The following is a 21,737-nucleotide window of genomic DNA, read 5'->3' on the forward strand; positions in this document are numbered from 1 at the left end:
GACGGAAGGAACGCAGATCGTCTGCTACAATCGCGCCTCATTTATTAAATGGACAGCATTTTCACATGGTTTCAGAAACTAAAACCACAGAAGCGCCCACGCTACGTCGTGAACTCAAGGCGCGTCACCTGACGATGATCGCCATTGGCGGCTCAATCGGTACAGGTCTTTTCGTTGCCTCTGGCGCAACGATTTCGGCAGCCGGCCCGGGTGGGGCATTATTCTCTTATATCCTGATTGGCCTGATGGTTTATTTCCTGATGACCAGCCTGGGCGAACTGGCGGCATACATGCCGGTGTCAGGTTCGTTTTCGACCTACGGACAAAAATACGTTGAGGAAGGCTTCGGCTTCGCGCTGGGCTGGAACTACTGGTACAACTGGGCTGTCACCATCGCCGTGGACCTCGTCGCCGCGCAGCTGGTGATGACCTGGTGGTTCCCGGACACGCCGGGCTGGATCTGGAGCGCCCTGTTCCTCGCCGTCATCTTCCTGCTGAACTACATCTCCGTGCGCGGCTTTGGCGAAGCGGAATACTGGTTCTCTTTGATCAAAGTGGCAACCGTCATCATCTTTATCGTCGTCGGCGTGGCGATGATCGTGGGTATTTTCAAAGGGGCTGAACCTGCAGGCTGGAGCAACTGGACGATAGGCGATGCGCCGTTTGCCGGGGGCTTCTCGGCGATGATTGGCGTGGCGATGATTGTCGGCTTCTCCTTCCAGGGCACGGAGCTGATTGGTATCGCGGCCGGTGAATCCGAAAACCCGGAGAAGAACATTCCGCGCGCGGTGCGTCAGGTGTTCTGGCGTATTCTGCTGTTCTACGTGTTCGCTATTTTGATTATCAGCCTGATCATTCCGTATACCGATCCAAGCCTGCTGCGTAACGACGTGAAAGACATCAGCGTCAGCCCGTTCACCCTGGTCTTCCAGCACGCGGGCCTGCTCTCAGCGGCGGCGGTAATGAATGCGGTGATCCTGACGGCGGTGCTGTCGGCGGGTAACTCCGGCATGTACGCCTCCACCCGTATGCTTTATACCCTGGCCTGCGACGGCAAAGCGCCGCGCATTTTCTCGAAACTGTCCCGCGGCGGTGTACCGCGCAACGCGCTGTATGCCACCACGGTGATTGCCGGCCTGTGCTTCCTGACCTCCATGTTCGGCAACCAGACGGTGTACCTGTGGCTGCTTAACACCTCCGGGATGACGGGCTTTATCGCCTGGCTGGGCATTGCCATCAGCCACTACCGTTTCCGTCGCGGCTACGTCATGCAGGGTCATGACCTGAATAACCTGCCGTACCGTTCAGGGTTCTTCCCGCTGGGGCCGATTTTCGCCTTCGTTCTGTGCCTGATCATTACTCTGGGTCAGAACTATGAGGCCTTCCTTGCGGACACCATTGACTGGGGTGCCGTCACGGCGACCTACATTGGTATTCCGCTGTTCCTGATCATCTGGTTTGGCTACAAACTGACGAAAGGAACCCGCTTCGTTCGCTACAGTGAGATGGATTTCCCGGAACGATTTAAACAATAACCGCGCTTCCTCTCTTTCAGCCCGCTCAACCGAGCGGGCTTTTTTATGGGCAGATCAGAAGCTGTAGGTCATGCCAACCGTATAGCGACGCCCGTCCAGCACGGTGTCATACGTATCGTAGTCAATCTGCTTATCCAGCACGTTATACACACCGGCGGTAACCAGCAGGTTTTTGTTCGCGTTGTAGCGCAGACCGACATCAACCTGAGTGTAGGACGGTGTGCCCTGAGACATTGACGTGCGGCTCAGGTACTCAGACGTTTTACCGCGAAGGTTCAGACGGCTCCAGAAACCTACGTCGGGTGTCGCCTGCCAGTCCAGGGTGGTGTTGAACATGTGCTTCGGCATCTTGTTCAGCGGCTTGCCTGAGAACTGACCGCTCTTCTGCTCAGATTCGGTATAGGTATAGTTTGCGGTCCAGTTTACATCGCGCGAGATTTTCCAGCCGAAGGAGGACTCCACGCCGCGCATGTTGGCTTTGTCCACGTTAACGCGGTCGCTCACAAAATCATAGCTGTGATCGCCAATCGTACAGGCGGGATCGGCGCTGCTGTTACAGCGGCGAACTTCCGTAATTTTGTCCTTGAAGTCGGTATTAAACAGCGTCACGCCGGCATTCAGGTTATCGTTGTTATCCCAGAGCAGGGCGAGCTCTTCGCTCAGGCTCTTCTCTGGTTTCAAATCCGGGTTGCCAACGATGATACCGTCAAGACGGCCGCCACCCGTTACCTGGCCCCAGCTGGCAGACGACTGCCGCAGATCCGGCGCACGATAGCCAGCCGAAACCCCGCCTTTCAACGTCCAGTGATCGGCCAGGTGCCATACGCCGTAACCGCGCGGCGTCCAGTTCGTCCCGTAGTTTTGATCTTTGTCCATGCGCAGGCCGCCGGTTAACGTAAAGCTTTCCGTCATTGACCATTCGTCTTCGGCAAACAGGGCCCAGCTCCAGCGCGTCAGTTTGTTCAGGCCGTCCGCAGCTTCCAGCTGATTGCCCTCGTCGCGCAGTTTCTCATACCGATACTGCCCGCCGAGGGTCAACGTATGATCGCCGAGGAAAATCTGGTTCTGGTTGTTGAAGGTGGTGTTATACGAGCGCATTTCGCGACCTGGATTATTGGTCTCTTCCTGCTGGATATAGCTGGTGGTATTGAAGTCGTCGTAATACCCGCTGTGCGTTAAGGAGTAGGTCGTGTGCTCATAGCGCGAGTCGCTTTTGGTATTTGGTGTGCAGGTTGTTCCCCGGCAGGTTTCAGCCGCTTTCGACATCCCTGGCGTGCTGTTTCTGTCCTGAAGCTCGCGTGCAAAGTCGAGGTCGAAATCGTTCTTCTCATCCGGGGTGAAGTTCAGGGTAATGCCACCGTTACGCATTTTCTGCTCATTATACCCGTTCACGATTTTATCTTCGGCGCGGCGTGACAGCAGCCCCGTCACTTTTGCGCCAAGCAGACCGTCAATCAGGGGACCAGAAGCGTAGGCGTTGGTCTGGAAGATATCGCCGGAATCATGGTTTTCCTGGAAGGTTACATCGCCGTGCAACGAACCGGTCCAGGCTTTAGTGTTTGAGACTTTTTTGGTAATGACGTTGATGACGCCACCCATCGCATCAGAGCCGTAAAGTGAGGACATCGGGCCGCGGATAACCTCAATGCGCTCAATGGACTCCAGCGGCGGCAGCCAGCCTTGTTCAATACCCGAGTTGTCGCTGTTTGGGCGGGTGCTTCGCGTACTGACGCGTTTGCCGTTCACGAGGAACAAGGTGTACTGAGATGCCATGCCGCGAATGCTGATATCACTGCTACTCCCGCCGCCGGTGACGACCACGCCCGGGACGTCTCTCAGGGCATCGGTAACATCACGGTAGGCTTTATCTTCAATCTGCTGTTTCGAAATAACTGAGATGGAGGCGGGGGCATTCTGGATCTTTTGTTCAAAACCCGTCGCGGTGACGACAACGGTGTCCTGATCGGCTGCGTGAACGAGAGGGGTGAATGTGGCAGCGCCAACGGCGACGGCCAAGAGCTTAATGCGGGGTATTGTCATTTGTACATTCCGTATAAAAATGAATAAAACTCCATCGGGATAACCCTGAGAACTGTATGTTTTTGTCTTTAAAGAACTCTTTAAGATGGAGAAGAGCTTGGAATTGTACAAAAGAATGTAGAATTGTAAACACAAATGATAATTGAAATCATTTGTGTTTGAAGGAGGTGAAAGGAAACCAGCCTGGATTCAAGCGGATAGAACTATGTAAATGAGGGGGAGGGGAAAGGCCCGGTATGCAGGAGGCTACCGGGCAAAAAGGCTGAACTTACCTGAACAGATGCTCCGCATGGAAGCGAAGATGATCCTCGATAAAGGACGCCATAAAGTAATAGCTGTGGTCATACCCGGGCTGAATGCGCAGCGTCAGCGGCCAGTCCTTCTGGCGCGCCGCTTCAGCCAGAACCGCAGGCTGTAACTGTCCGGCGAGGAACTGATCCGCATCACCCTGGTCGATAAGCATCGGAATCGCATCTTCCGGCCGGCTTGCCAGCATAAGCGCGCAGCTATCCCATTCCTGCCATTTTTGACTGTCGTCACCCAGATAGTTCGTGAAAGCTTTTTTCCCCCACGGCACCTGCGTTGGGTTCACAATCGGTGCGAATGCCGACACGCTGGCGTACTTGCCTGGATTTTTCAGCGCCATGATCAGCGCGCCGTGGCCGCCCATCGAATGCCCGCTTATCGCGCAGCGCTCGCTGACCGCAAACTGAGACTGTACCAGCGCAGGCAGCTCGTCGCGAATGTAGTCATACATGCGGTAATGGCTCGCCCACGGCTGCTCGGTGGCGTTGAGATAAAATCCGGCACCTTTGCCCAGGTCGTACCCGGCATCGTCCGCCACATCATCGCCGCGCGGGCTGGTGTCGGGCATCACCAGCGCAATGCCCAGCTCGGCCGCAATACGCTGCGCGCCCGCTTTGGTAGTGAAGTTTTCGTCATTACACGTCAGGCCTGAAAGCCAGAACAGAACCGGCGGGTTTTCCGTCGGCGGCAGGAAAATGCTAAACGTCATGGCGCAGTTCAGCGTGGTGGAGTCGTGCCGCCAGCGCTGCTGTCGACCTTCAAAACAACGGTGCTCTTCGAGCAGTTCCATGCAGGGCTCCTTAATGAGAATAGCTATTCATTAGAGCCATAATACAGCGTTTTCATTTACCTGTGAGCAACTTTCACTTTCGCGGAGCGGCGAGATGCTGCATCATAAATTTACTTTTCTTTAACAATTGGAGCAGTCATGGCGCTGCGTATTGCGCTTAGTGGGTTTGTCGTTCTGGTGGTGGCGATGGGGATAGGGCGCTTCGCCTTTACGCCTCAGGTGCCGCTGATGATTGCCGCCGGGCAACTCACGCTCACCAGCGCAGGTCTGGTGGCGGCGATGAATTATCTGGGCTATCTGGTGGGCGCATGGGATGCCATGCGGGCGCACCGCTTTGTTGAAACGCGACTCTGGCTTGGCATCACCGGTGCGGTTGCGTTGACCCTGCTCTCCGCTGCCGCGGATAACGCCGTTGTGCACGGCCTGCTGCGCTTTGTGATTGGCTGCATGAGCGGCTGGTCAATGGTGCTGATTGCCGCCTGGAGCAACGAGCGGCTGGGGCAGTTGGGTAAACCGGGGCTCAGCGCCGCCGTGTTTGCCGGTCCTGGCGCGGGCATCGCCCTGAGCGGCCTGCTCGCGGTCTATATTCAGGCGAAATCCCTTTCGGCCGGTGCGGCGTGGCAAATCTACGGCGTGCTGGCGCTGGTATTGGTCGCGCTGGTGGCGCGCTATCTGCCGCGTTCCGGACAGCTTCATCGACCCGGCAGCGCGCCAGAGCCGCTGGTACTGACGACGGATCTCAAGCGCCTGGTCTGGAGCTACAGCCTGGCGGGATTTGGCTATATCCTTCCGGCGACCTTTCTTTCGCAAATGGCGGCGGTGCGTTTTCCCGGCAGCCTGTTTGCCCAGTTTGTCTGGCCGATTTTTGGTGCCGCGGCCGTGGTGGGGATTGCGCTCAGCATTCTTTTGCGCCACACCTCAACGGCTAACCGCAGGCTGGCTATCGTGCTGTGGTTACAGGGCGCGGGCGTGCTGGCGGCCTGGCTGCTGCCGGGCATTGGCGGCTTGCTGACGGGCGGGCTGCTGGTGGGAGGCGGGTTCCTCTGCGCGGTGCAGCTCTCTCTTTTATACGGCCGCGAGCTGGCGCCACACCACACGCGCTATATGGCGGGGCTGCTCACCACCGGGTATGCCATCGGGCAATTGGTGGGGCCGGTGACCTCGGCGTTATCAACCTGGCTAACCCACCGGCTGGAGCCTGCGCTGGGGCTGGCTGGCGTTGCGCTGTTTGTCGCAGGTGCCCTGGTCTGGAATCGCCACGCTGAAAGGCAACAGCAATTGCAATAATTATCGTCGTGAATACTGGATTATGTGCGTCGCCTCACGCACAATGAGCGCATACTTTTGCCACAACGAGGGCGAAAGACGCCACACCTGCAGGAGAACAAAATGTCATCACTCAGTAAAGAAGCTGCCCTGGTCCACGAAGCCCTGCTCGCGCGCGGTCTTGAAACGCCACTGCGTCCGCCCGTTCAGGATATGGACAATGAAACCCGTAAAAGTCTGATTTCCGGGCATATGACCGAGATCATGCAACTGCTGAATCTCGATCTGAGCGATGACAGCCTGATGGAGACGCCCAAGCGTATCGCGAAAATGTACGTTGACGAAATTTTCTCCGGACTGGATTACGCCAACTTCCCGAAAATTACCGTCATCGAAAACAAGATGAAGGTGGATGAGATGGTGACGGTACGAGATATCACCCTGACCAGCACCTGCGAGCACCATTTCGTGACCATCGACGGTAAAGCGACCGTGGCGTATATCCCGAAAGACACGGTGATTGGCCTGTCGAAGATCAACCGTATTGTGCAATTCTTCGCGCAGCGCCCTCAGGTGCAGGAGCGTCTGACGCAGCAGATCCTGATCGCGCTGCAAACGCTGCTGGGTACCAATAACGTGGCGGTCTCTATTGATGCGGTGCACTACTGCGTGAAAGCGCGCGGCGTGCGTGATGCGACCAGTGCGACCACCACCACCTCGCTGGGCGGCCTGTTTAAATCGAGCCAGAACACCCGCCAGGAGTTCCTGCGCGCCGTGCGTCACCACAACTAATCAGACAGGGCAGGGACCATGGAGCGAAACGTCACGCTCGATTTTGTTCGCGGCGTCGCCATTCTGGGTATCCTGCTGCTGAATATCAGCGCCTTCGGTCTGCCGAAGGCCGCTTACCTCAATCCCGCCTGGTACGGCGACATCACCCGAAGCGATGCCTGGACGTGGGCGATCCTCGACCTGTTTGCTCAGGTTAAATTCCTCACGCTGTTTGCGCTGCTGTTTGGCGCGGGCCTGCAGCTTCTGCTCAAACGCGGCACGCGCTGGATCCAGTCGCGCTTAACGCTGCTGGCAATTCTCGGCTTTATCCACGGCCTGTTCTTCTGGGATGGTGATATTCTTCTCGCTTATGGGTTAGTCGGGCTGATCTGCTGGCGGCTGATTCGCGACGCGCACAGCGTGAAAAGCCTGTTTAACACCGGCGTGATGCTCTATCTCATGGGACTCGGCGTCCTGCTTTTGCTGGGGCTGATCTCCGGTGACGCGACAAACCGTTCCTGGATCCCGGACGCCGCTAACCTCCAGTACGAGCAGTACTGGAAGCTGAAGGGCGGTACGGAAGCGATAAGCAACCGTGCGGATATGCTGGGCGACAATCTGCTTGCCCTGGGGGCGCAATACGGCTGGCAGCTGGCGGGCATGATGCTGATGGGCGCGTCACTGATGCGCACCGGCTGGCTGAAAGGGGAATTCAGCCTGCGGCACTACCGCCGCACCGGCGCGGGACTGGTCCTGCTGGGCGTGCTGATTAACCTTCCGGCGGTAATGGCGCAGTGGCACCTTCACTGGGATTACCGCTGGTGCGCGTTCCTGCTGCAGGCGCCGCGTGAATTGAGCGCGCCGTTCCAGACCATCGGCTATGCGGCGCTGATCTATGGTTTCTGGCCGCAGCTTTCTCGCCTGTGGATCGTCAGCGCCGTAGCCTGCGTTGGGCGGATGGCGTTAAGTAATTACCTCCTGCAGACGCTGATCTGCACCACGATTTTCTATCGCTTTGGCCTGTTTATGAAATTCGACCGCCTCGGACTGCTGGCGTTTGTTATTCCGGTCTGGATAGTAAACCTGGCGTTTTCTGTCATCTGGCTGCGTTATTTCCGCCAGGGACCGCTGGAGTGGGTGTGGCGTCAGTTAACCGCACATGCTTCAGGGGTATCATTGAGTAATACATCCAGATAACGATCTGGATCACAATCATTAACAAAACGGATGTAAGCGTTTTCATGAGTGTGACCTTCTTCACGTAGTCCCCTTTCTCTCGCTGCCAAAATAGCCACCTTGCTAAACACAGGGGGTGTCTGTGAGTTGCTGCAATTCTTTGAAGGATGGTGAATATGATCACCATTCGTGACGTCGCCCGTCTGGCGGGCGTTTCTGTGGCTACCGTCTCCCGCGTGCTGAACAACAGCGCGCTGGTCAGCCCTGAAACCCGTGAAACCGTAATGAAAGCCGTGACCCAGCTCGGGTACCGGCCAAATGCCAACGCGCAGGCGCTGGCAACACAGGTCAGCGATACCATCGGTGTGGTGGTAATGGATGTCTCGGACGCCTTTTTCGGTGCGCTGGTCAAAGCGGTCGATGTGGTCGCCCAGCAGCATCAGAAATACGTGCTGATTGGCAACAGCTATCACGAGGCGGAAAAGGAGCGTTATGCCATTGAAGTGCTGATCCGCCAGCGCTGCAACGCCCTGATTGTTCACTCAAAGGCCTTAAGCGATGAAGAGCTGGCCGGGTTTATGGAGCAGATCCCGGGCATGGTGTTAATCAACCGCATCGTCCCGGGCTATGCCCACCGCTGTGTCGGGCTGGATAACGTCAGCGGCGCCATGATGGCCACTAAAATGCTCATCAATAATGGCCATCAGCGGATCGGCTATCTGGCCTCCAGCCATCACATTGAAGATGACGAGCTGCGGCGTGAGGGGTGGCAAAACGCCCTGAAAGAGCACGGTATTACGCCATCAGAAAGCTGGATTGGCACCGGCACGCCGGATATGCAGGGCGGTGAGGCGGCAATGGTGGAACTGCTGGGCCGCAATCTGCAGCTTTCTGCGGTGTTTGCCTATAACGATAGCATGGCGGCAGGCGCGCTGACTGCGCTGAAGGATAACGGCATTGCGGTGCCACAGCATTTGTCATTGATTGGTTTCGATGATATTCCGATTGCCCGTTACACCGACCCGCAGCTGACTACGGTGCGCTATCCCATTGCTTCTATGGCAAAACTGGCGACCGAGCTGGCGCTGCAGGGAGCGGCTGGGCTGCTGGATCCGGGGGCAACTCACTGCTTCATGCCGACGCTGGTGCGTCGTCATTCCGTCGCCGCCCGGCAAATTGTGGTTCCGATCACTAACTGATTACACCAGGTGATGTAACCGTTTTCAATCTGTGAGTAAATTCACAGTATCTTAACAAGGCGCTGACTATGATGTCAGCGTTTTAGGGGCTGAAACGCTATGTAACGGTGATTATTCGCTTTCACCATAGCCTATGTGCCGCAAACAACGAATAAAACGCATTTCTGGAGCGTTACCGACCACGGAAGATAGAAATTTTATAAGTGAACGTCGGCTGTCAGTAACGTTTTATTAACACCTGCCTGCCGATCGTTATTCACAAGAACTACCCTGCATAAAAAAACCGGAGATACCATGAATAAGAAGGTGTTGACCCTGTCTGCTGTAATGGCAAGCATGCTTTTTGGTGCAGCAGCGCACGCTGCGGATACCCGTATTGGTGTGACCATCTATAAATACGACGACAACTTCATGTCTGTTGTGCGTAAAGCAATTGAGAAAGATGCGAAAGCAGCGCCAGACGTACAGCTGCTGATGAATGACTCCCAGAACGACCAGTCCAAACAGAACGATCAGATCGACGTTCTGCTGGCTAAAGGCGTTAAGGCCCTGGCGATCAACCTGGTTGACCCGGCTGCAGCAGGCACGGTTATTGAGAAAGCGCGCGGCCAGAACGTGCCAATCGTCTTCTTCAACAAAGAACCTTCCCGTAAAGCGCTGGACAGCTATGACAAAGCGTATTACGTCGGTACTGACTCTAAAGAGTCCGGCATTATTCAGGGCGATCTGATCGCGAAGCACTGGGCGGCGAACCCGAACTGGGACCTGAACAAAGACGGTCAGATCCAGTTCGTGCTGCTGAAAGGCGAACCTGGCCACCCGGATGCTGAAGCGCGTACCACCTATGTTATCAAAGAGCTGAACGACAAGGGCCTGAAAACCCAGCAGCTGGCGTTAGATACCGCGATGTGGGACACCGCTCAGGCGAAAGATAAGATGGACGCGTGGCTGTCTGGCCCGAACGCGAACAAAATCGAAGTGGTCATTGCCAACAACGATGCGATGGCAATGGGTGCGGTTGAAGCGCTGAAAGCCCACAATAAATCGTCCATCCCGGTATTTGGCGTGGATGCCCTGCCGGAAGCGCTGGCGCTGGTTAAATCTGGCGCGATGGCCGGTACCGTTCTGAACGATGCCAATAACCAGGCGAAAGCGACCTTCGATCTGGCGAAAAACCTCGCCGACGGTAAAGGCGCGGCGGATGGCACCAACTGGAAAATTGACAACAAAATCGTTCGCGTGCCTTACGTGGGCGTAGACCAGTCCAACCTGGCTGAGTTTATCGGTAAATAAGATCTTCGTTTTGTCTTCACTGGGCGCAATTCGTTGCGCCCTTTTATAACGCGATATGCGAGGCCAACAAGGTATAATTATGGTCAGCACAACTACTCAGTCGTCCGGTGAATACTTGTTGGAAATGACAGGCGTCAACAAGTCCTTCCCCGGTGTTAAGGCACTCGATAATGTTAATTTAAAAGTCCGTCCTCACTCTATTCATGCATTAATGGGGGAGAACGGTGCGGGTAAATCAACGTTATTAAAATGTCTTTTTGGGATCTATCAAAAAGATTCTGGCAGCATTCTTTTTCAGGGGAAAGAGATCGATTTCCATTCAGCGAAAGAAGCGCTGGAAAACGGTATCTCGATGGTTCACCAGGAATTAAACCTGGTACTGCAACGCTCGGTAATGGATAACATGTGGTTGGGACGTTACCCAACCAAAGGTGTGTTTGTCGATCAGGACAAAATGTATCGCGACACCAAAGCGATTTTCGATGAGCTGGATATTGATATCGATCCGCGCGCCCGCGTGGGGACATTATCCGTTTCCCAGATGCAGATGATCGAAATTGCCAAAGCGTTCTCCTATGATGCGAAAATCGTCATTATGGATGAACCCACCTCGTCATTAACGGAAAAAGAGGTTAATCACCTTTTTACCATTATTCGTAAGCTGAAAGAACGCGGCTGCGGCATTGTGTACATCTCGCACAAAATGGAAGAGATCTTCCAACTGTGCGATGAAATTACCATCCTGCGCGACGGCCAGTGGATTGCCACGCAGCCGCTTGAAGGGCTGGACATGGACAAGATCATCGCCATGATGGTCGGCCGTTCCCTGAACCAGCGCTTCCCGGACAAAGAGAACAAGCCAGGTGAAGTAATCCTGGAAGTGCGCAATCTGACCTCGCTGCGCCAGCCGTCCATCCGCGATGTTTCTTTCGACCTTCACAAAGGCGAAATTCTTGGCATTGCTGGCCTGGTAGGGGCAAAGCGTACCGACATCGTGGAAACCCTGTTTGGCATCCGCGAGAAGGCCGACGGCACCATCACGCTGCACGGGAAGAAAATTAACAACCATAATGCCAACGAAGCCATTAATAACGGTTTTGCGCTGGTGACGGAAGAACGTCGTTCGACCGGTATTTATGCTTATCTGGATATTAACTTTAACTCGTTAATCTCTAATATTCGCAATTACAAAAATAAAGTCGGGCTGCTGGATAACTCCCGCATGAAGAGCGATACCCAGTGGGTAATTGACTCCATGCGCGTGAAAACGCCTGGCCACCGTACCCAAATCGGTTCGCTTTCCGGTGGTAACCAGCAAAAAGTTATTATTGGCCGTTGGTTATTAACCCAGCCAGAAATTCTGATGCTGGATGAACCGACCCGCGGTATTGACGTCGGCGCGAAGTTTGAAATTTATCAGCTGATTGCCGAGCTGGCGAAAAAGAATAAAGGGATCATTATTATTTCTTCCGAAATGCCGGAACTGTTAGGGATCACGGACCGTATTCTGGTTATGAGCAATGGTCTCGTTGCCGGTATTGTTGACACCAAAACGACAACGCAAAACGAAATTTTGCGTCTTGCGTCTTTGCACCTTTAAGATCAGGGGCTCCTCATGAGTGCGTTAAATAAAAAAAGTTTTCTCACTTACCTGAAAGAAGGCGGTATTTACGTTGTTCTTTTAGTCCTGCTGGCCATTATTATTTTCCAGGACCCTACGTTCTTAAGCCTGCTGAACCTGAGTAATATTCTGACCCAATCCTCCGTGCGTATCATCATTGCGCTGGGCGTGGCGGGCCTTATCGTCACCCAGGGGACGGACCTGTCTGCCGGTCGTCAGGTCGGCCTGGCGGCGGTTATTGCGGCAACCCTGCTGCAGTCGATGGAAAACGCCAACAAGGTGTTCCCGGAGATGGCGACCATGCCGATTTTCGTGGTGATCCTGATTGTCTGCGCCATCGGGGCGGTGATTGGTCTGATCAACGGTATTATCATCGCTTACCTGAACGTGACGCCATTTATCACCACGCTGGGTACGATGATCATCGTTTACGGTATCAACTCCCTGTACTACGACTTTGTGGGCGCGTCGCCGATTTCGGGCTTTGACAGCGGCTTCTCCACCTTCACGCAGGGGTTTATCGCGCTGGGCAGCTTCCGCCTGTCGTACATTACCTTCTATGCGCTGATTGCGGTGGCGTTCGTCTGGATCCTGTGGAACAAAACGCGCTTCGGTAAAAACATCTTCGCTATCGGTGGTAACCCGGAAGCGGCGAAAGTGTCCGGGGTAAACGTTGCCCTGAACCTGCTGATGATTTACGCGCTGTCCGGTGTGTTCTACGCCTTCGGCGGGATGCTGGAAGCAGGCCGTATCGGCTCCGCAACGAACAACCTTGGCTTCATGTACGAGCTGGATGCGATTGCGGCCTGCGTGGTCGGCGGCGTCTCCTTCAGCGGCGGGGTGGGTACCGTGCTCGGCGTGGTCACCGGTGTGATCATCTTTACCGTCATCAACTACGGTTTGACCTACATCGGCGTGAACCCGTACTGGCAGTACATCATCAAGGGCGCCATCATCATCTTCGCGGTGGCGCTGGATTCATTGAAGTACGCCCGTAAGAAGTAATCGTCACTCGCCATACCCGGCCCGCTCACCGAGCGGGCTTTTTTATGGCCTATGCCAGATGGGACTCTTCTTGCGTCACAATGCGCTCAAACCACTCGAGTTCAGAAAGCTTGCAGGCGACCCACTGTTCGGAAAAGGCGTCGCCCAGGCTGTCGGTGAGATACTGACAGCGGGCGAAGGCCTCAATTGCCTCCTGCTGGAACAGCGGGAGTTCCGGTTGGTCCTGCTGCGGTTCCGGGAGTTCCCCCTCGTCGATATGTTCCAGCCCGTACAGCATGCCGGTCAGGATTGTGGCCGCCACCAGATAGGGATTCGCATCGGCTCCGGCCAGTCGGTACTCGATACGACGGTTGCTCTCTTCCGAGCAGGGAATGCGCAGGGCAGCGGAGCGGGTGTTATAGCCCCACGAGTTAAAGACGGGTTCCGTCAGGTTTTTTCGCAGGCGACGAAACGCGTTGACCCCCGGCGCTAGAATGGCGACGGAGGCGGGCATCAGCGCCAGCTGGCCCGCGATGCACAAGCGCATCATGCTGCTCAGCGCGTTCACCGGCGAGGCAAAAACGTTCTCGCCACGGCTGTTGTTCAGGCTGAAATGGATGTGCAAACCGCTGCCGGAGAGCTGGCTGAAGGGCTTAGCCATAAAGTTAGCCTGAAGACCGTGCTTTTCAGCGACATAGCGGGTCAGGCGGCGCAGGGCCAGCACGTTATCACAGACCTCTACGACGCGCTGGCTGTGCTTCAGGTTTAATTCGTACTGTCCGGACTCGGCTTCCGCTACCACCCCTGACAGCGGGATGCGCTGAAGGTGCGCCAGCTGTTCCAGCTCGTCAAAAAGCGCCGCGTGCGCCGACGAGGTGTCCATGTGAAAACAGCCCTGATTTTGCGGATCGCGATCGCCCTGTCCCGTCAGGTAAAACTCTATTTCCGGGGCAATGACCGGGAAAAGGCCGTGCTGGTGGAAGCGGGCCACGACGTTCTGCAGTATCGCGCGTGGCTCAAGCGGGCAGGGGTTACCGTCGCTATCCTTCATCGTCAGCAGGATCTGCGCGGTATGCTCCGGATCCTGCGGACAGGGACGCAGAGAACCGGCGACCGGGACGCACAGCCGGTCGGGTTCATCATAAAGCGGGGCGGCGATTTTTCCCTTCTGATCCATGGAGTAGACGGAAAGCGGAAAATAACAGCCTTTTTCCAGACTCAGCATGCTCTCCACCGTGAGGCGCTTGCCGCGCATCGTGCCGTTGATATCGTTCAGGTAAACGTCAACGTGTTTCGTCTGCGGGTAGCGTTCCAGATAGTCGGCCACTTCCACGGCAATATTGTGCTGCAGGGCGTCAATTTTTTCATCCAGCCAGAGACCAGAATTAAGTGCGCCGGGGAGTGATAATCCGGGGAAGTTAAAATACGGGCGAAGACTTTTGAGGAAAAACGCATTCATTATCGAGTTCATAGTCATTCTTCAATGAAGCCGTAGCGGCAGTGAACTCAGGTTAAAAGAGCTGGCGTAAAGGGCGGATAAAAAGCGTCAGTACCGGCGTAAAGAAAGTATAAAGGCAGGCCTATTTTTTCTCTTTTTTCTGCATATCCAGCAGCTGCTCCGGCGTCACCGCCGGGTAACCCTGCGCGTCTTCCGGCACTTCATGCATTGCCGGAATCGGCACCAGAGGGCCTAAAAAGCGCGGTTCGCGTTTGAAGATATACAGATCGGCCAGGGCGCCAAAGCGGGCGCCAAACTCGCGGACGCGCACGCTCAGCATATCTTTTGGCGACGGCACCGCATAGCACTGCGCCTGAATGCCCATATGCAGGGCGATAAACAGCGCGCGCTCGCAGTGGAAGCGCTGGGTGATGATGATAAAGTCGTTGGTATCGAAGACTTTGCGCGTGCGCACGATGGAGTCCAGGGTGCGGAACCCGGCGTAGTCGAGCACGATATCGGCCGGATCGACGCCTGCGGCAATCAAATCCTTCCGCATCGTCACCGGCTCGTTATAGCTTTGCAGCGCGTTATCACCGCTCAGCAGCAGGTAGTTCACCTTGCCGCTGTTGTAGGCGTTCAGCGCGCCCTGAATGCGGTAGCGGTAATACTGGTTGATCACCCCTGTGCGGTAATACTTGGCGGTGCCGAGCACCACGCCCACCTGACGATAGGGCAGGTCCTGCAGGTCATCAAAGATGTAGGGAGCCGTTTTCCAGCTCATCCAGCGGTCGAGACCCAGCACGATAAACAGCAGTATGCCGACCAGGACAAACAGGCTGTAAAAAACGCGCTTTAACATGAAGATGGCTCGTTCGTGGATGAAATTTAACTCAGGCTACTTTACCCGCCTGGTTAGCGCAAGAAACAGCGACTCAACTGAGGGGTTTTTCAGCAACGTGGCGGACATTTCTGTCCGCCGGAAGGTTTACGCCAGCAGGACGCGGTCGATTGTCGTGCAGCCTAACGCCTTGAGCGTTGCGGCGGTGGCATCCCACTGAATCAGCGGCGCATCGGCCTTTTCGGCCAGAACGGCACGCTGAATGTCCGGATAATCGTAGCCGTTCAGGCTCAGCAGGTTGAGTGCGCCCTGCAGCGGCGGCAGCGTTGGGTTAAACGCGGCGTTTTCCGCATAGCTGCCGGTGAAGATACGGCCATCGCGGCACTGCAGTGCCACGCCGCTCGGGGACTTGCTGTACGGGGTGTGGCTCTTGTTCGCCGCGCGTATGGCCGCCTGGTTCAGGTCATCGCCGGACAGGGCGAAACCGTGATCCTGCTCGTCCATCAGCAGCGTTTTAATCTCAAGATCTTTCGGGCCGAAGGCGTCAGGCAGGTAGTCCCCCAGCGTGTGCGGCGCGCGGCCCGGCAGGTTAATGCGCAGCTGCAGCCCGCTGTTCAGCTCGTTCATAAACTGGCGGCAGTGGCCGCACGGAGTGTAGTTTACGGTGATGGCGCTCAGGGCTTTCTCACCGCGCAGCCAGGCGTGGCTGATGGCGCTCTGCTCGGCGTGAACGGTCTGCTGCATGGTTGCGCCGAGGAACTCCATGTTCCCGCCGAAGTACCAGGTTCCGCTGACGCCGCGCGCGATGGCGCCGACGTTGAAGTGGGAAAGATCGGCCCGGGCGCAGGCGGCAGCCAGGGGCAGCAGTGCGAAAGCCAGCGCGTCTTCATCCAGCCCGGTTGCCTGTTTAAGCACCGTGACCTGCTCCGCCGTCAGCAGGGCGGGGAAATGTGCATCTGCCAGAACGGGAGCCAGGGCTGACTGCAAATTCTCTGCAAGCTGAGCGAAGGCAGCTTGAAAACGTGGGTGCATGGCGTTTGCCTCATAAAGGTTAATGGATCGGTAGTTTACGGAGCCGCAAGGCCTTTATATGTGATCCAAATCTCATTATGTATGCAACTTATGAAATCAAACTGAAATTTGCGCGACGCATCGCAAATTTTAGCCCATCGCCGCCAGAATCAGCGGGAAAATGAACGGGGCGAGCAGGGAGGTGATAATCCCGCAGATCACCAGCGCAAGCGAGCTAAACGCCCCTTCCTGATAGTCCAGCTCCGCGCAGCGAGCGGTACCCAGCGCGTGCGAGGCGGTGCCCATCGACAGCCCGCGCGCCGCTTTGGTGTGAATACGCATCCCGTTCAGCAGGGTGTGGCCAAACACCGCGCCGAGAATACCGACGAAAATCACGCACATCGCGCTGATGGCCGGAATACCGCCGAGGCTGCCGCCTACCGCCATCGCGATAGGCGTGGTCACTGATTTAGGCAGGATAGAGGCGGCAATTTGCGGGGAGGCCCCCATCAACAGCGCCACCGACGTGCCAGTGATCATCGCCACCAGGCTTCCCACAAAACAGATAGTAATGATGGACTTCCACCGTGCGCGGATCTGGTGCAGCTGCTCATATAAAGGAAAGGCAAGCGCGACAACGGCGGGCTGCAGAAGGTCGTTTAAGATTTTGCTGCCGGCAAAGTAGCGTTCGTAAGGAATGCCGGTGAGCAGCAGGAACGGAATAATCACCACCATCGCCACCAGCAGGGGGTTCAGCAAGGGCATTTTAAATCGTGCGGCAAGCTTGCGCGCGGCGAAGAATACCAGCAGGGTTAACGGCAGTGACCACCAGATATTAGCCATCATTTTTTTGTTTTCTCCCCAATCACGTTACGTTCGCCATGCACCAGATGTGAACTCCAGCTCACCACCAGGAAAACCACCAGCGTACTCACCGCGCAGGAGACAACAATCGGGCCGAACTGGGCCTTGAGCAAATCAAAATACTGCATGACGCCCACGCCGATAGGCACGAATAGCAGTGCCATATAGCGAATTAGGACGAAGCAGCCGGGATTGACCCACTTTGCAGGCAGAATTTGCAGCGCCAGTAAAACGAAGAGGATCAGCATACCGATAATGCTGCCGGGAATGGTGATAGGCAGCAGCGACGCGATGAAAATGCCGGCATACAGGCAGGCGTAAATCAGGACGAATGCGCGCAGATATTGCCAGATAATGTTCAATGATTTGCTCATGGTGAAAGTCCTTGATGAAACGCATTCATCATACAATTAAACCCGAAAATGTGCCACGGATCACATCATGAATTTTGAGCATACCAGACATTCCGAATCGGAACGTCGGGCTTTCCACACACAAACAGAGCAGATACTATAGCGCGTCTTTTTTCACAGGTACTGTTATGCGTGTTTTACTGGCCCCAATGGAAGGCGTGCTCGACTCTCTGGTGCGCGAGCTGCTTACCGAGGTGAACGACTACGATCTCTGCGTGACGGAGTTCCTGCGCGTGGTCGATATGTTGCTGCCAGAAAAGTCATTCTATCGTCTCTGCCCTGAACTGCATCGCCAGAGCCGGACCCCTTCCGGCACGCTGGTGCGTATTCAGCTGCTCGGTCAGTATCCTGAATGGCTGGCGGAAAATGCCGCCCGCGCGGTAGCGCTTGGTTCTTACGGGGTGGATCTCAACTGCGGCTGCCCGTCGAAGCTGGTGAACGGTAGCGGCGGCGGGGCGACGTTGCTGAAAGATCCTGAGCTGATTTACCGCGGCGCGAAGGCGATGCGTGAGGCCGTGCCCTCGCATTTGCCGGTGACGGTTAAGGTGCGCCTGGGGTGGGACAGCGACGCCCGACAGTTTGAAATTGCCGATGCGGTGCAGCAGGCCGGGGCCACCGAGCTGGTGGTGCACGGACGTACTAAAGAAGATGGCTATAAAGCGGACCGCATTAACTGGCAGGCGATTGGCGAGATCCGCAAACGCCTCAGCATTCCGGTTATCGCCAACGGTGAAATCTGGGACTACGAGAGCGCGCAGGCGTGCATGAAAGAGACGGGCTGCGACGCGGTGATGATAGGCCGCGGCGCGCTGAACGTGCCAAACCTCAGCCGGGTGGTGAAATATAACGAGCCGCGGATGCCGTGGGCAGACGTGGTGACGCTGCTGCAAAAATACAGCCGTCTGGAGAAGCAGGGCGACACCGGTTTGTATCATGTCGCGCGAATTAAACAATGGCTGAGTTATTTACGCAAAGAGTACAGCGAAGCGCTGGGATTATTTCAAGAGATCCGCACGCTGCAAACGTCGGCTGATATTGCGCGGGTTATACAGTCAAAATAATCGGCAGTTATATTTAAAAATAAATAATTCACTCGGTGAATATTTTGCCGAGTATGTAAGTGTATGACAATTTGCGGATTGCCACGCGTTACTAAAAAATAGCGCGTCATCAAGCGTAAGTTGCGCCTTTATTTTTTTGAGTGCATGGCGTAATGAAACGTTTTCTTATTTTATCTCTGAGTGCTCCCCTTGTTTTTATGCTGGCTGCCTGCGCACCGGAACATTCCACGGTGTCGCCAATTCAAACGCAAACGACAGCCGCGTCCGTTAATACCCAACTTCGTCATGCGGACTGGCCGAAAAACGAATGGTGGAAAGACTATAACGATCCGCAGCTTAATTCTCTGATCGCGAAGGCGCTAAATGATGCGCCTGATATGCAAATCGCCCGACAGCGTATTACGCTCGCGGAAGCGCAGGCGAAAGCCACCCTGGCGGCAGACGGCCCTCAGATGGATTTTTCCGCCGATGCGGAGCGGCAGAAGATGTCTGCGGAAGGGCTGATGGGGCCCTTCGCCATTACCGATCCGGCCGCGGGCACCACCGGGCCGTGGTATACCAACGGTACCTTTGGCCTGACAGCGGGCTGGGATCTCGATTTGTGGGGAAAAAACCGCGCGCAGGTTGAAGCCCGTATCGGCAAGGTCAACGCCCAGAAAGCTGAGATGGAGCAGACGCGTCAGCTGTTGGCCAGCAGCGTCGCGCGGCTTTACTGGGAGTAGCAGACCCAGGCCGCGGTGGGGGACGTTCTCGCACAGATTAAACACGAGCAGGAAAATATCATCGGTGCCGACCGCGAGCTGAATCAGCACGGGATCACATCTTCGGTAGAAGGTGTCGAAACCGATATCAATGCCAGTAAAACCGAAGAGCAGCTTGCCGGGGTAAAAGGCAAAATGAAAGCCGTTGAGGCACGTCTGCAGGCCCTGACTAATACCTCCTCAATGAAACTGACTCGCCATGCTTTACCGGCAGCAGAAGCGGCGTTGCCTACCACGCTGGGATACGAGCTGCTGGCTCGCCGCCCGGATCTGCAGGAGGCGCACTGGTACATTGAAGCTTCCCTGAGCGAAGTGGATGCCGCCAAAGCCGCCTTCTATCCCGACGTGAATCTGATGGCATTCTTGCAGCAGGATGCCCTGCATCTGAGCGATCTGTTCCGTTCCTCCGCCCAGCAAATGGGCGTCACCGCCGGGCTGACGCTGCCGATCTTCGACAGCGGCAGGCTGAATGCGAATCTGGATATTGCCCAGGCGCAGAACAATCTGTCGGTGGCGAACTACAACAAAGCGGTGGTCGATGCCGTTAATCAGGTGGCGCGCACGGCCAGCGAAGTTGAAACCCTGACCGCAAAAAATCAGCAACAGCAGCAGGTCGAGAAAGATGCCGCGCGCGTGGTGGCACTGGCACAGGCGCGCTTTAGCGTCGGGATTATTGCCGGTTCCCGCGTCAGCGAGGCCAAAATTCCGGCACTCAAGGAACATATCGCTGCACTGACCCTGAAAGGGCAGTACGTGGATGCCACGCTACAGCTGACGTCCGCGCTGGGCGGTGGCTATCATCACGGCTAAAAAGGGTGATTATCTATACTTACCTCTTTGCACATTTTCAGGAGGTGAGTATGAACAGAGTAGCGATTGTAACCGCATCGGATTCCGGGATCGGTAAAACCACGGCGCTGATGCTGGCAGAGCGCGGGTTTGATATTGGCGTCACCTGGCATTCGGATGAAAAAGGGGCGATGGAAACCTGCCGTGAAGTTGAAGCGCGTGGGCAGCGCGCAGAGGCTATCCATCTTGATTTAAGCACGCTCCCGGACGGCGCTGAAGCCATTGAAACGCTGATTGCGCGTTTCGGCCGGCTGGACGTGCTGGTTAACAATGCCGGAGCGATGACCAAAGCGCCATTTCTTGAGATGGCGTTTGACGACTGGCGGAACATTTTTACCGTCGACGTGGACGGCGCGTTTCTCTGCTCGCAGATTGCGGCACGGCAGATGGTGAAGCAGGGGGAAGGGGGGCGGATTGTGAACATCACCTCGGTGCATGAGCACACGCCGCTGCCTGATGCCAGCGCTTACACGGCTGCGAAACATGCGCTCGGCGGCTTAACCAAATCGATGGCGATGGAGCTGGTGAAGCACAAGATTCTGGTGAACGCCGTCGCGCCGGGGGCCATTGCCACGCCGATGAACGATATGGACGACAGCGAAGTGAAGGAAGGGTCAATGCCGGAAATTCCGCTGGCAAGGCCGGGCCGCACCAAAGAAATCGCCAGCCTGGTGGCGTGGCTGTGTGACAGCGACGCCAGCTATACCACAGGGCAATCGTTTATCGTCGACGGGGGCTTTATGCTGGCGAACCCGCAGTTTAAGCCGGAAGGGTAACAGGTTTCCCCTCTCCCCAAAGGGGTGAGGGGCACCAGGCTGACTCACTCCTCGTCCCGCTTCTTCTCTCTGTGCCGCATCCACAGCCTGACCCCAATCACCGCCACAACCACCAGAATCAACCACGCCCAGTGCTTCAGGTGCTGGTCAAGGTTATGCAGCCACGGGCCAATCACCTCGCCACCCACGTAACCAAGCGTCGTGAAGATCAGCGCCCAGGCTATCGCGCCAACAATATTCAGCGGCAGGAAAATTTTTGGCGGCAGGCGGCTGGCACCAATCAGTATCGGCCCGATGATCCTGAAGCCGTACATAAAGCGGGTGCCTATGACGAACAGATAAGGGTGACGCTGGATCAGGCGCTGCGCGCGGTTGATTTTCTTTTTGTGTTTAACGAAACGCTTGAGCAGCGTCGGCCCAAAGCGCAGCCCCAGGAAGTAGAGCAGCTGATCGCCAATCATGCCGCCCAGCGCGACCGCAGCGACGACCAGCGGAAACTTCAGTAAGCCCTGATGCGCGGCGACGCCGCCCAGCAGCGTGATGGTTTCACCTTCCGCCACGCTGCCGATGACCAGCGCGGCATATCCATATTGTTCAATGAGTGCGTTAATTTCCATTACGTAACGGTTATCTCCCTCTGCGTACCTCGTTTAATCATATACCTCATGAATCAACCGCGCGGCAATCAACGGAAATTTCCCACTGTACATAAAATAATCTAAAGCCTGCATTATACTTAAGG

At 55.9% G+C, this 21,737-nt stretch carries 18 protein-coding genes and 1 pseudogene; 11 read left to right on the forward strand and 8 right to left on the reverse strand.

Annotation, left to right across the window (positions count from 1 at the left end):
• Positions 1 to 65 precede the first annotated feature (65 nt).
• Entirely contained in the window at positions 66 to 1,535 is a 1,470-nt protein-coding gene (locus IM314_RS16335; protein ID WP_028013865.1) for an amino acid permease, read from the forward strand.
• A gap of 54 nt (positions 1,536 to 1,589) precedes the next feature.
• On the opposite strand, the gene IM314_RS16340 is transcribed toward IM314_RS16335, so the two are convergent.
• Positions 1,590 to 3,575 (reverse strand): ligand-gated channel protein, encoded by a 1,986-nt coding sequence (locus tag IM314_RS16340; RefSeq protein WP_193358812.1) that lies wholly within the window; start codon positions 3,573 to 3,575, stop codon positions 1,590 to 1,592.
• A 268-nt stretch (positions 3,576 to 3,843) separates the two neighbouring features.
• Positions 3,844 to 4,671 carry an S-formylglutathione hydrolase gene (gene fghA / locus IM314_RS16345; RefSeq protein ID WP_153656590.1) on the reverse strand — a complete coding sequence of 276 codons (828 nt, stop codon included), beginning with the start codon at positions 4,669 to 4,671 and terminating at the stop codon, positions 3,844 to 3,846.
• A gap of 138 nt (positions 4,672 to 4,809) precedes the next feature.
• Here fghA and IM314_RS16350 point away from each other — a divergent pair, with 138 nt between their 5' ends.
• The 7 genes from IM314_RS16350 (at position 4,810) to mglC (ending at position 13,002) form a co-directional block, all read left to right on the forward strand.
• A complete protein-coding gene (locus IM314_RS16350; RefSeq protein WP_193358811.1) occupies positions 4,810 to 5,958 on the forward strand; it encodes a YbfB/YjiJ family MFS transporter in 1,149 nt (382 codons plus the stop codon).
• A gap of 102 nt (positions 5,959 to 6,060) precedes the next feature.
• Positions 6,061 to 6,729 carry a GTP cyclohydrolase I FolE gene (gene folE / locus IM314_RS16355; RefSeq protein WP_023330924.1) on the forward strand — a complete coding sequence of 223 codons (669 nt, stop codon included), beginning with the start codon at positions 6,061 to 6,063 and terminating at the stop codon, positions 6,727 to 6,729.
• Between the two features lie 18 nt (positions 6,730 to 6,747).
• The gene (gene yeiB, locus IM314_RS16360) at positions 6,748 to 7,905 is read left to right on the forward strand and encodes a DUF418 domain-containing protein YeiB (protein WP_045259731.1); all 1,158 of its coding nucleotides are present in this window, start codon (positions 6,748 to 6,750) and stop codon (positions 7,903 to 7,905) included.
• 155 nt (positions 7,906 to 8,060) lie between these two features.
• Complete coding sequence (gene galS / locus IM314_RS16365; RefSeq protein WP_041909015.1) at positions 8,061 to 9,083, forward strand: HTH-type transcriptional regulator GalS; 1,023 nt, start codon at positions 8,061 to 8,063, stop codon at positions 9,081 to 9,083.
• 294 nt (positions 9,084 to 9,377) lie between these two features.
• Positions 9,378 to 10,376, forward strand: coding sequence for a galactose/glucose ABC transporter substrate-binding protein MglB (mglB, locus tag IM314_RS16370; protein WP_008500923.1), 999 nt, complete (start codon positions 9,378 to 9,380; stop codon positions 10,374 to 10,376).
• 79 nt (positions 10,377 to 10,455) lie between these two features.
• Positions 10,456 to 11,976 carry a galactose/methyl galactoside ABC transporter ATP-binding protein MglA gene (gene mglA / locus IM314_RS16375; RefSeq protein ID WP_028013859.1) on the forward strand — a complete coding sequence of 507 codons (1,521 nt, stop codon included), beginning with the start codon at positions 10,456 to 10,458 and terminating at the stop codon, positions 11,974 to 11,976.
• A 15-nt stretch (positions 11,977 to 11,991) separates the two neighbouring features.
• On the forward strand, positions 11,992 to 13,002 hold the full coding sequence (mglC, locus tag IM314_RS16380; RefSeq protein WP_013097952.1) for a galactose/methyl galactoside ABC transporter permease MglC: 1,011 nt from the start codon (positions 11,992 to 11,994) through the stop codon (positions 13,000 to 13,002).
• Between the two features lie 49 nt (positions 13,003 to 13,051).
• Here mglC and IM314_RS16385 read toward each other — a convergent pair whose 3' ends face one another.
• The 5 genes from IM314_RS16385 to IM314_RS16405 form a co-directional block, all read right to left on the reverse strand.
• Entirely contained in the window at positions 13,052 to 14,440 is a 1,389-nt protein-coding gene (locus tag IM314_RS16385) for a glutamine synthetase family protein (protein ID WP_048958071.1), read from the reverse strand.
• 121 nt (positions 14,441 to 14,561) lie between these two features.
• Positions 14,562 to 15,281, reverse strand: a complete 720-nt coding sequence (sanA, locus tag IM314_RS16390; protein WP_045629865.1) for an outer membrane permeability protein SanA — start codon at positions 15,279 to 15,281, stop codon at positions 14,562 to 14,564.
• A gap of 126 nt (positions 15,282 to 15,407) precedes the next feature.
• Complete coding sequence (gene cdd, locus IM314_RS16395; protein WP_048958063.1) at positions 15,408 to 16,292, reverse strand: cytidine deaminase; 885 nt, start codon at positions 16,290 to 16,292, stop codon at positions 15,408 to 15,410.
• 129 nt (positions 16,293 to 16,421) lie between these two features.
• Positions 16,422 to 17,117, reverse strand: coding sequence for a CidB/LrgB family autolysis modulator (locus IM314_RS16400; protein WP_188245683.1), 696 nt, complete (start codon positions 17,115 to 17,117; stop codon positions 16,422 to 16,424).
• Positions 17,114 to 17,509, reverse strand: a complete 396-nt coding sequence (locus IM314_RS16405; RefSeq protein WP_014884558.1) for a CidA/LrgA family protein — start codon at positions 17,507 to 17,509, stop codon at positions 17,114 to 17,116. Before IM314_RS16405 ends, IM314_RS16400 begins: the two co-directional genes overlap by 4 nt.
• 167 nt (positions 17,510 to 17,676) lie before the next feature.
• On the opposite strand from IM314_RS16405, the gene dusC reads away from it, so the two are divergent.
• From dusC to IM314_RS16420, 3 genes and pseudogenes are all read left to right on the forward strand, one after another.
• Complete coding sequence (gene dusC / locus IM314_RS16410; RefSeq protein WP_193358810.1) at positions 17,677 to 18,609, forward strand: tRNA dihydrouridine(16) synthase DusC; 933 nt, start codon at positions 17,677 to 17,679, stop codon at positions 18,607 to 18,609.
• A 152-nt stretch (positions 18,610 to 18,761) separates the two neighbouring features.
• Positions 18,762 to 20,180, forward strand: a pseudogene (mdtQ, locus tag IM314_RS16415) (multidrug resistance outer membrane protein MdtQ).
• A 50-nt stretch (positions 20,181 to 20,230) separates the two neighbouring features.
• Entirely contained in the window at positions 20,231 to 20,995 is a 765-nt protein-coding gene (locus IM314_RS16420) for an SDR family oxidoreductase (RefSeq protein ID WP_193358809.1), read from the forward strand.
• Positions 20,996 to 21,039: 44 nt separating this feature from the next.
• Here the strand turns inward: IM314_RS16420 and IM314_RS16425 are convergent, their stop codons facing one another.
• Positions 21,040 to 21,612, reverse strand: a complete 573-nt coding sequence (locus IM314_RS16425) for a DedA family protein (RefSeq protein ID WP_193358808.1) — start codon at positions 21,610 to 21,612, stop codon at positions 21,040 to 21,042.
• Positions 21,613 to 21,737 lie beyond the last annotated feature (125 nt).

The sequence above is a fragment of the Enterobacter cloacae complex sp. P42RS genome (genome assembly GCF_014930595.1).
In the GTDB taxonomy this organism is placed as follows: Bacteria; Pseudomonadota; Gammaproteobacteria; order Enterobacterales; family Enterobacteriaceae; genus Enterobacter; species Enterobacter bugandensis.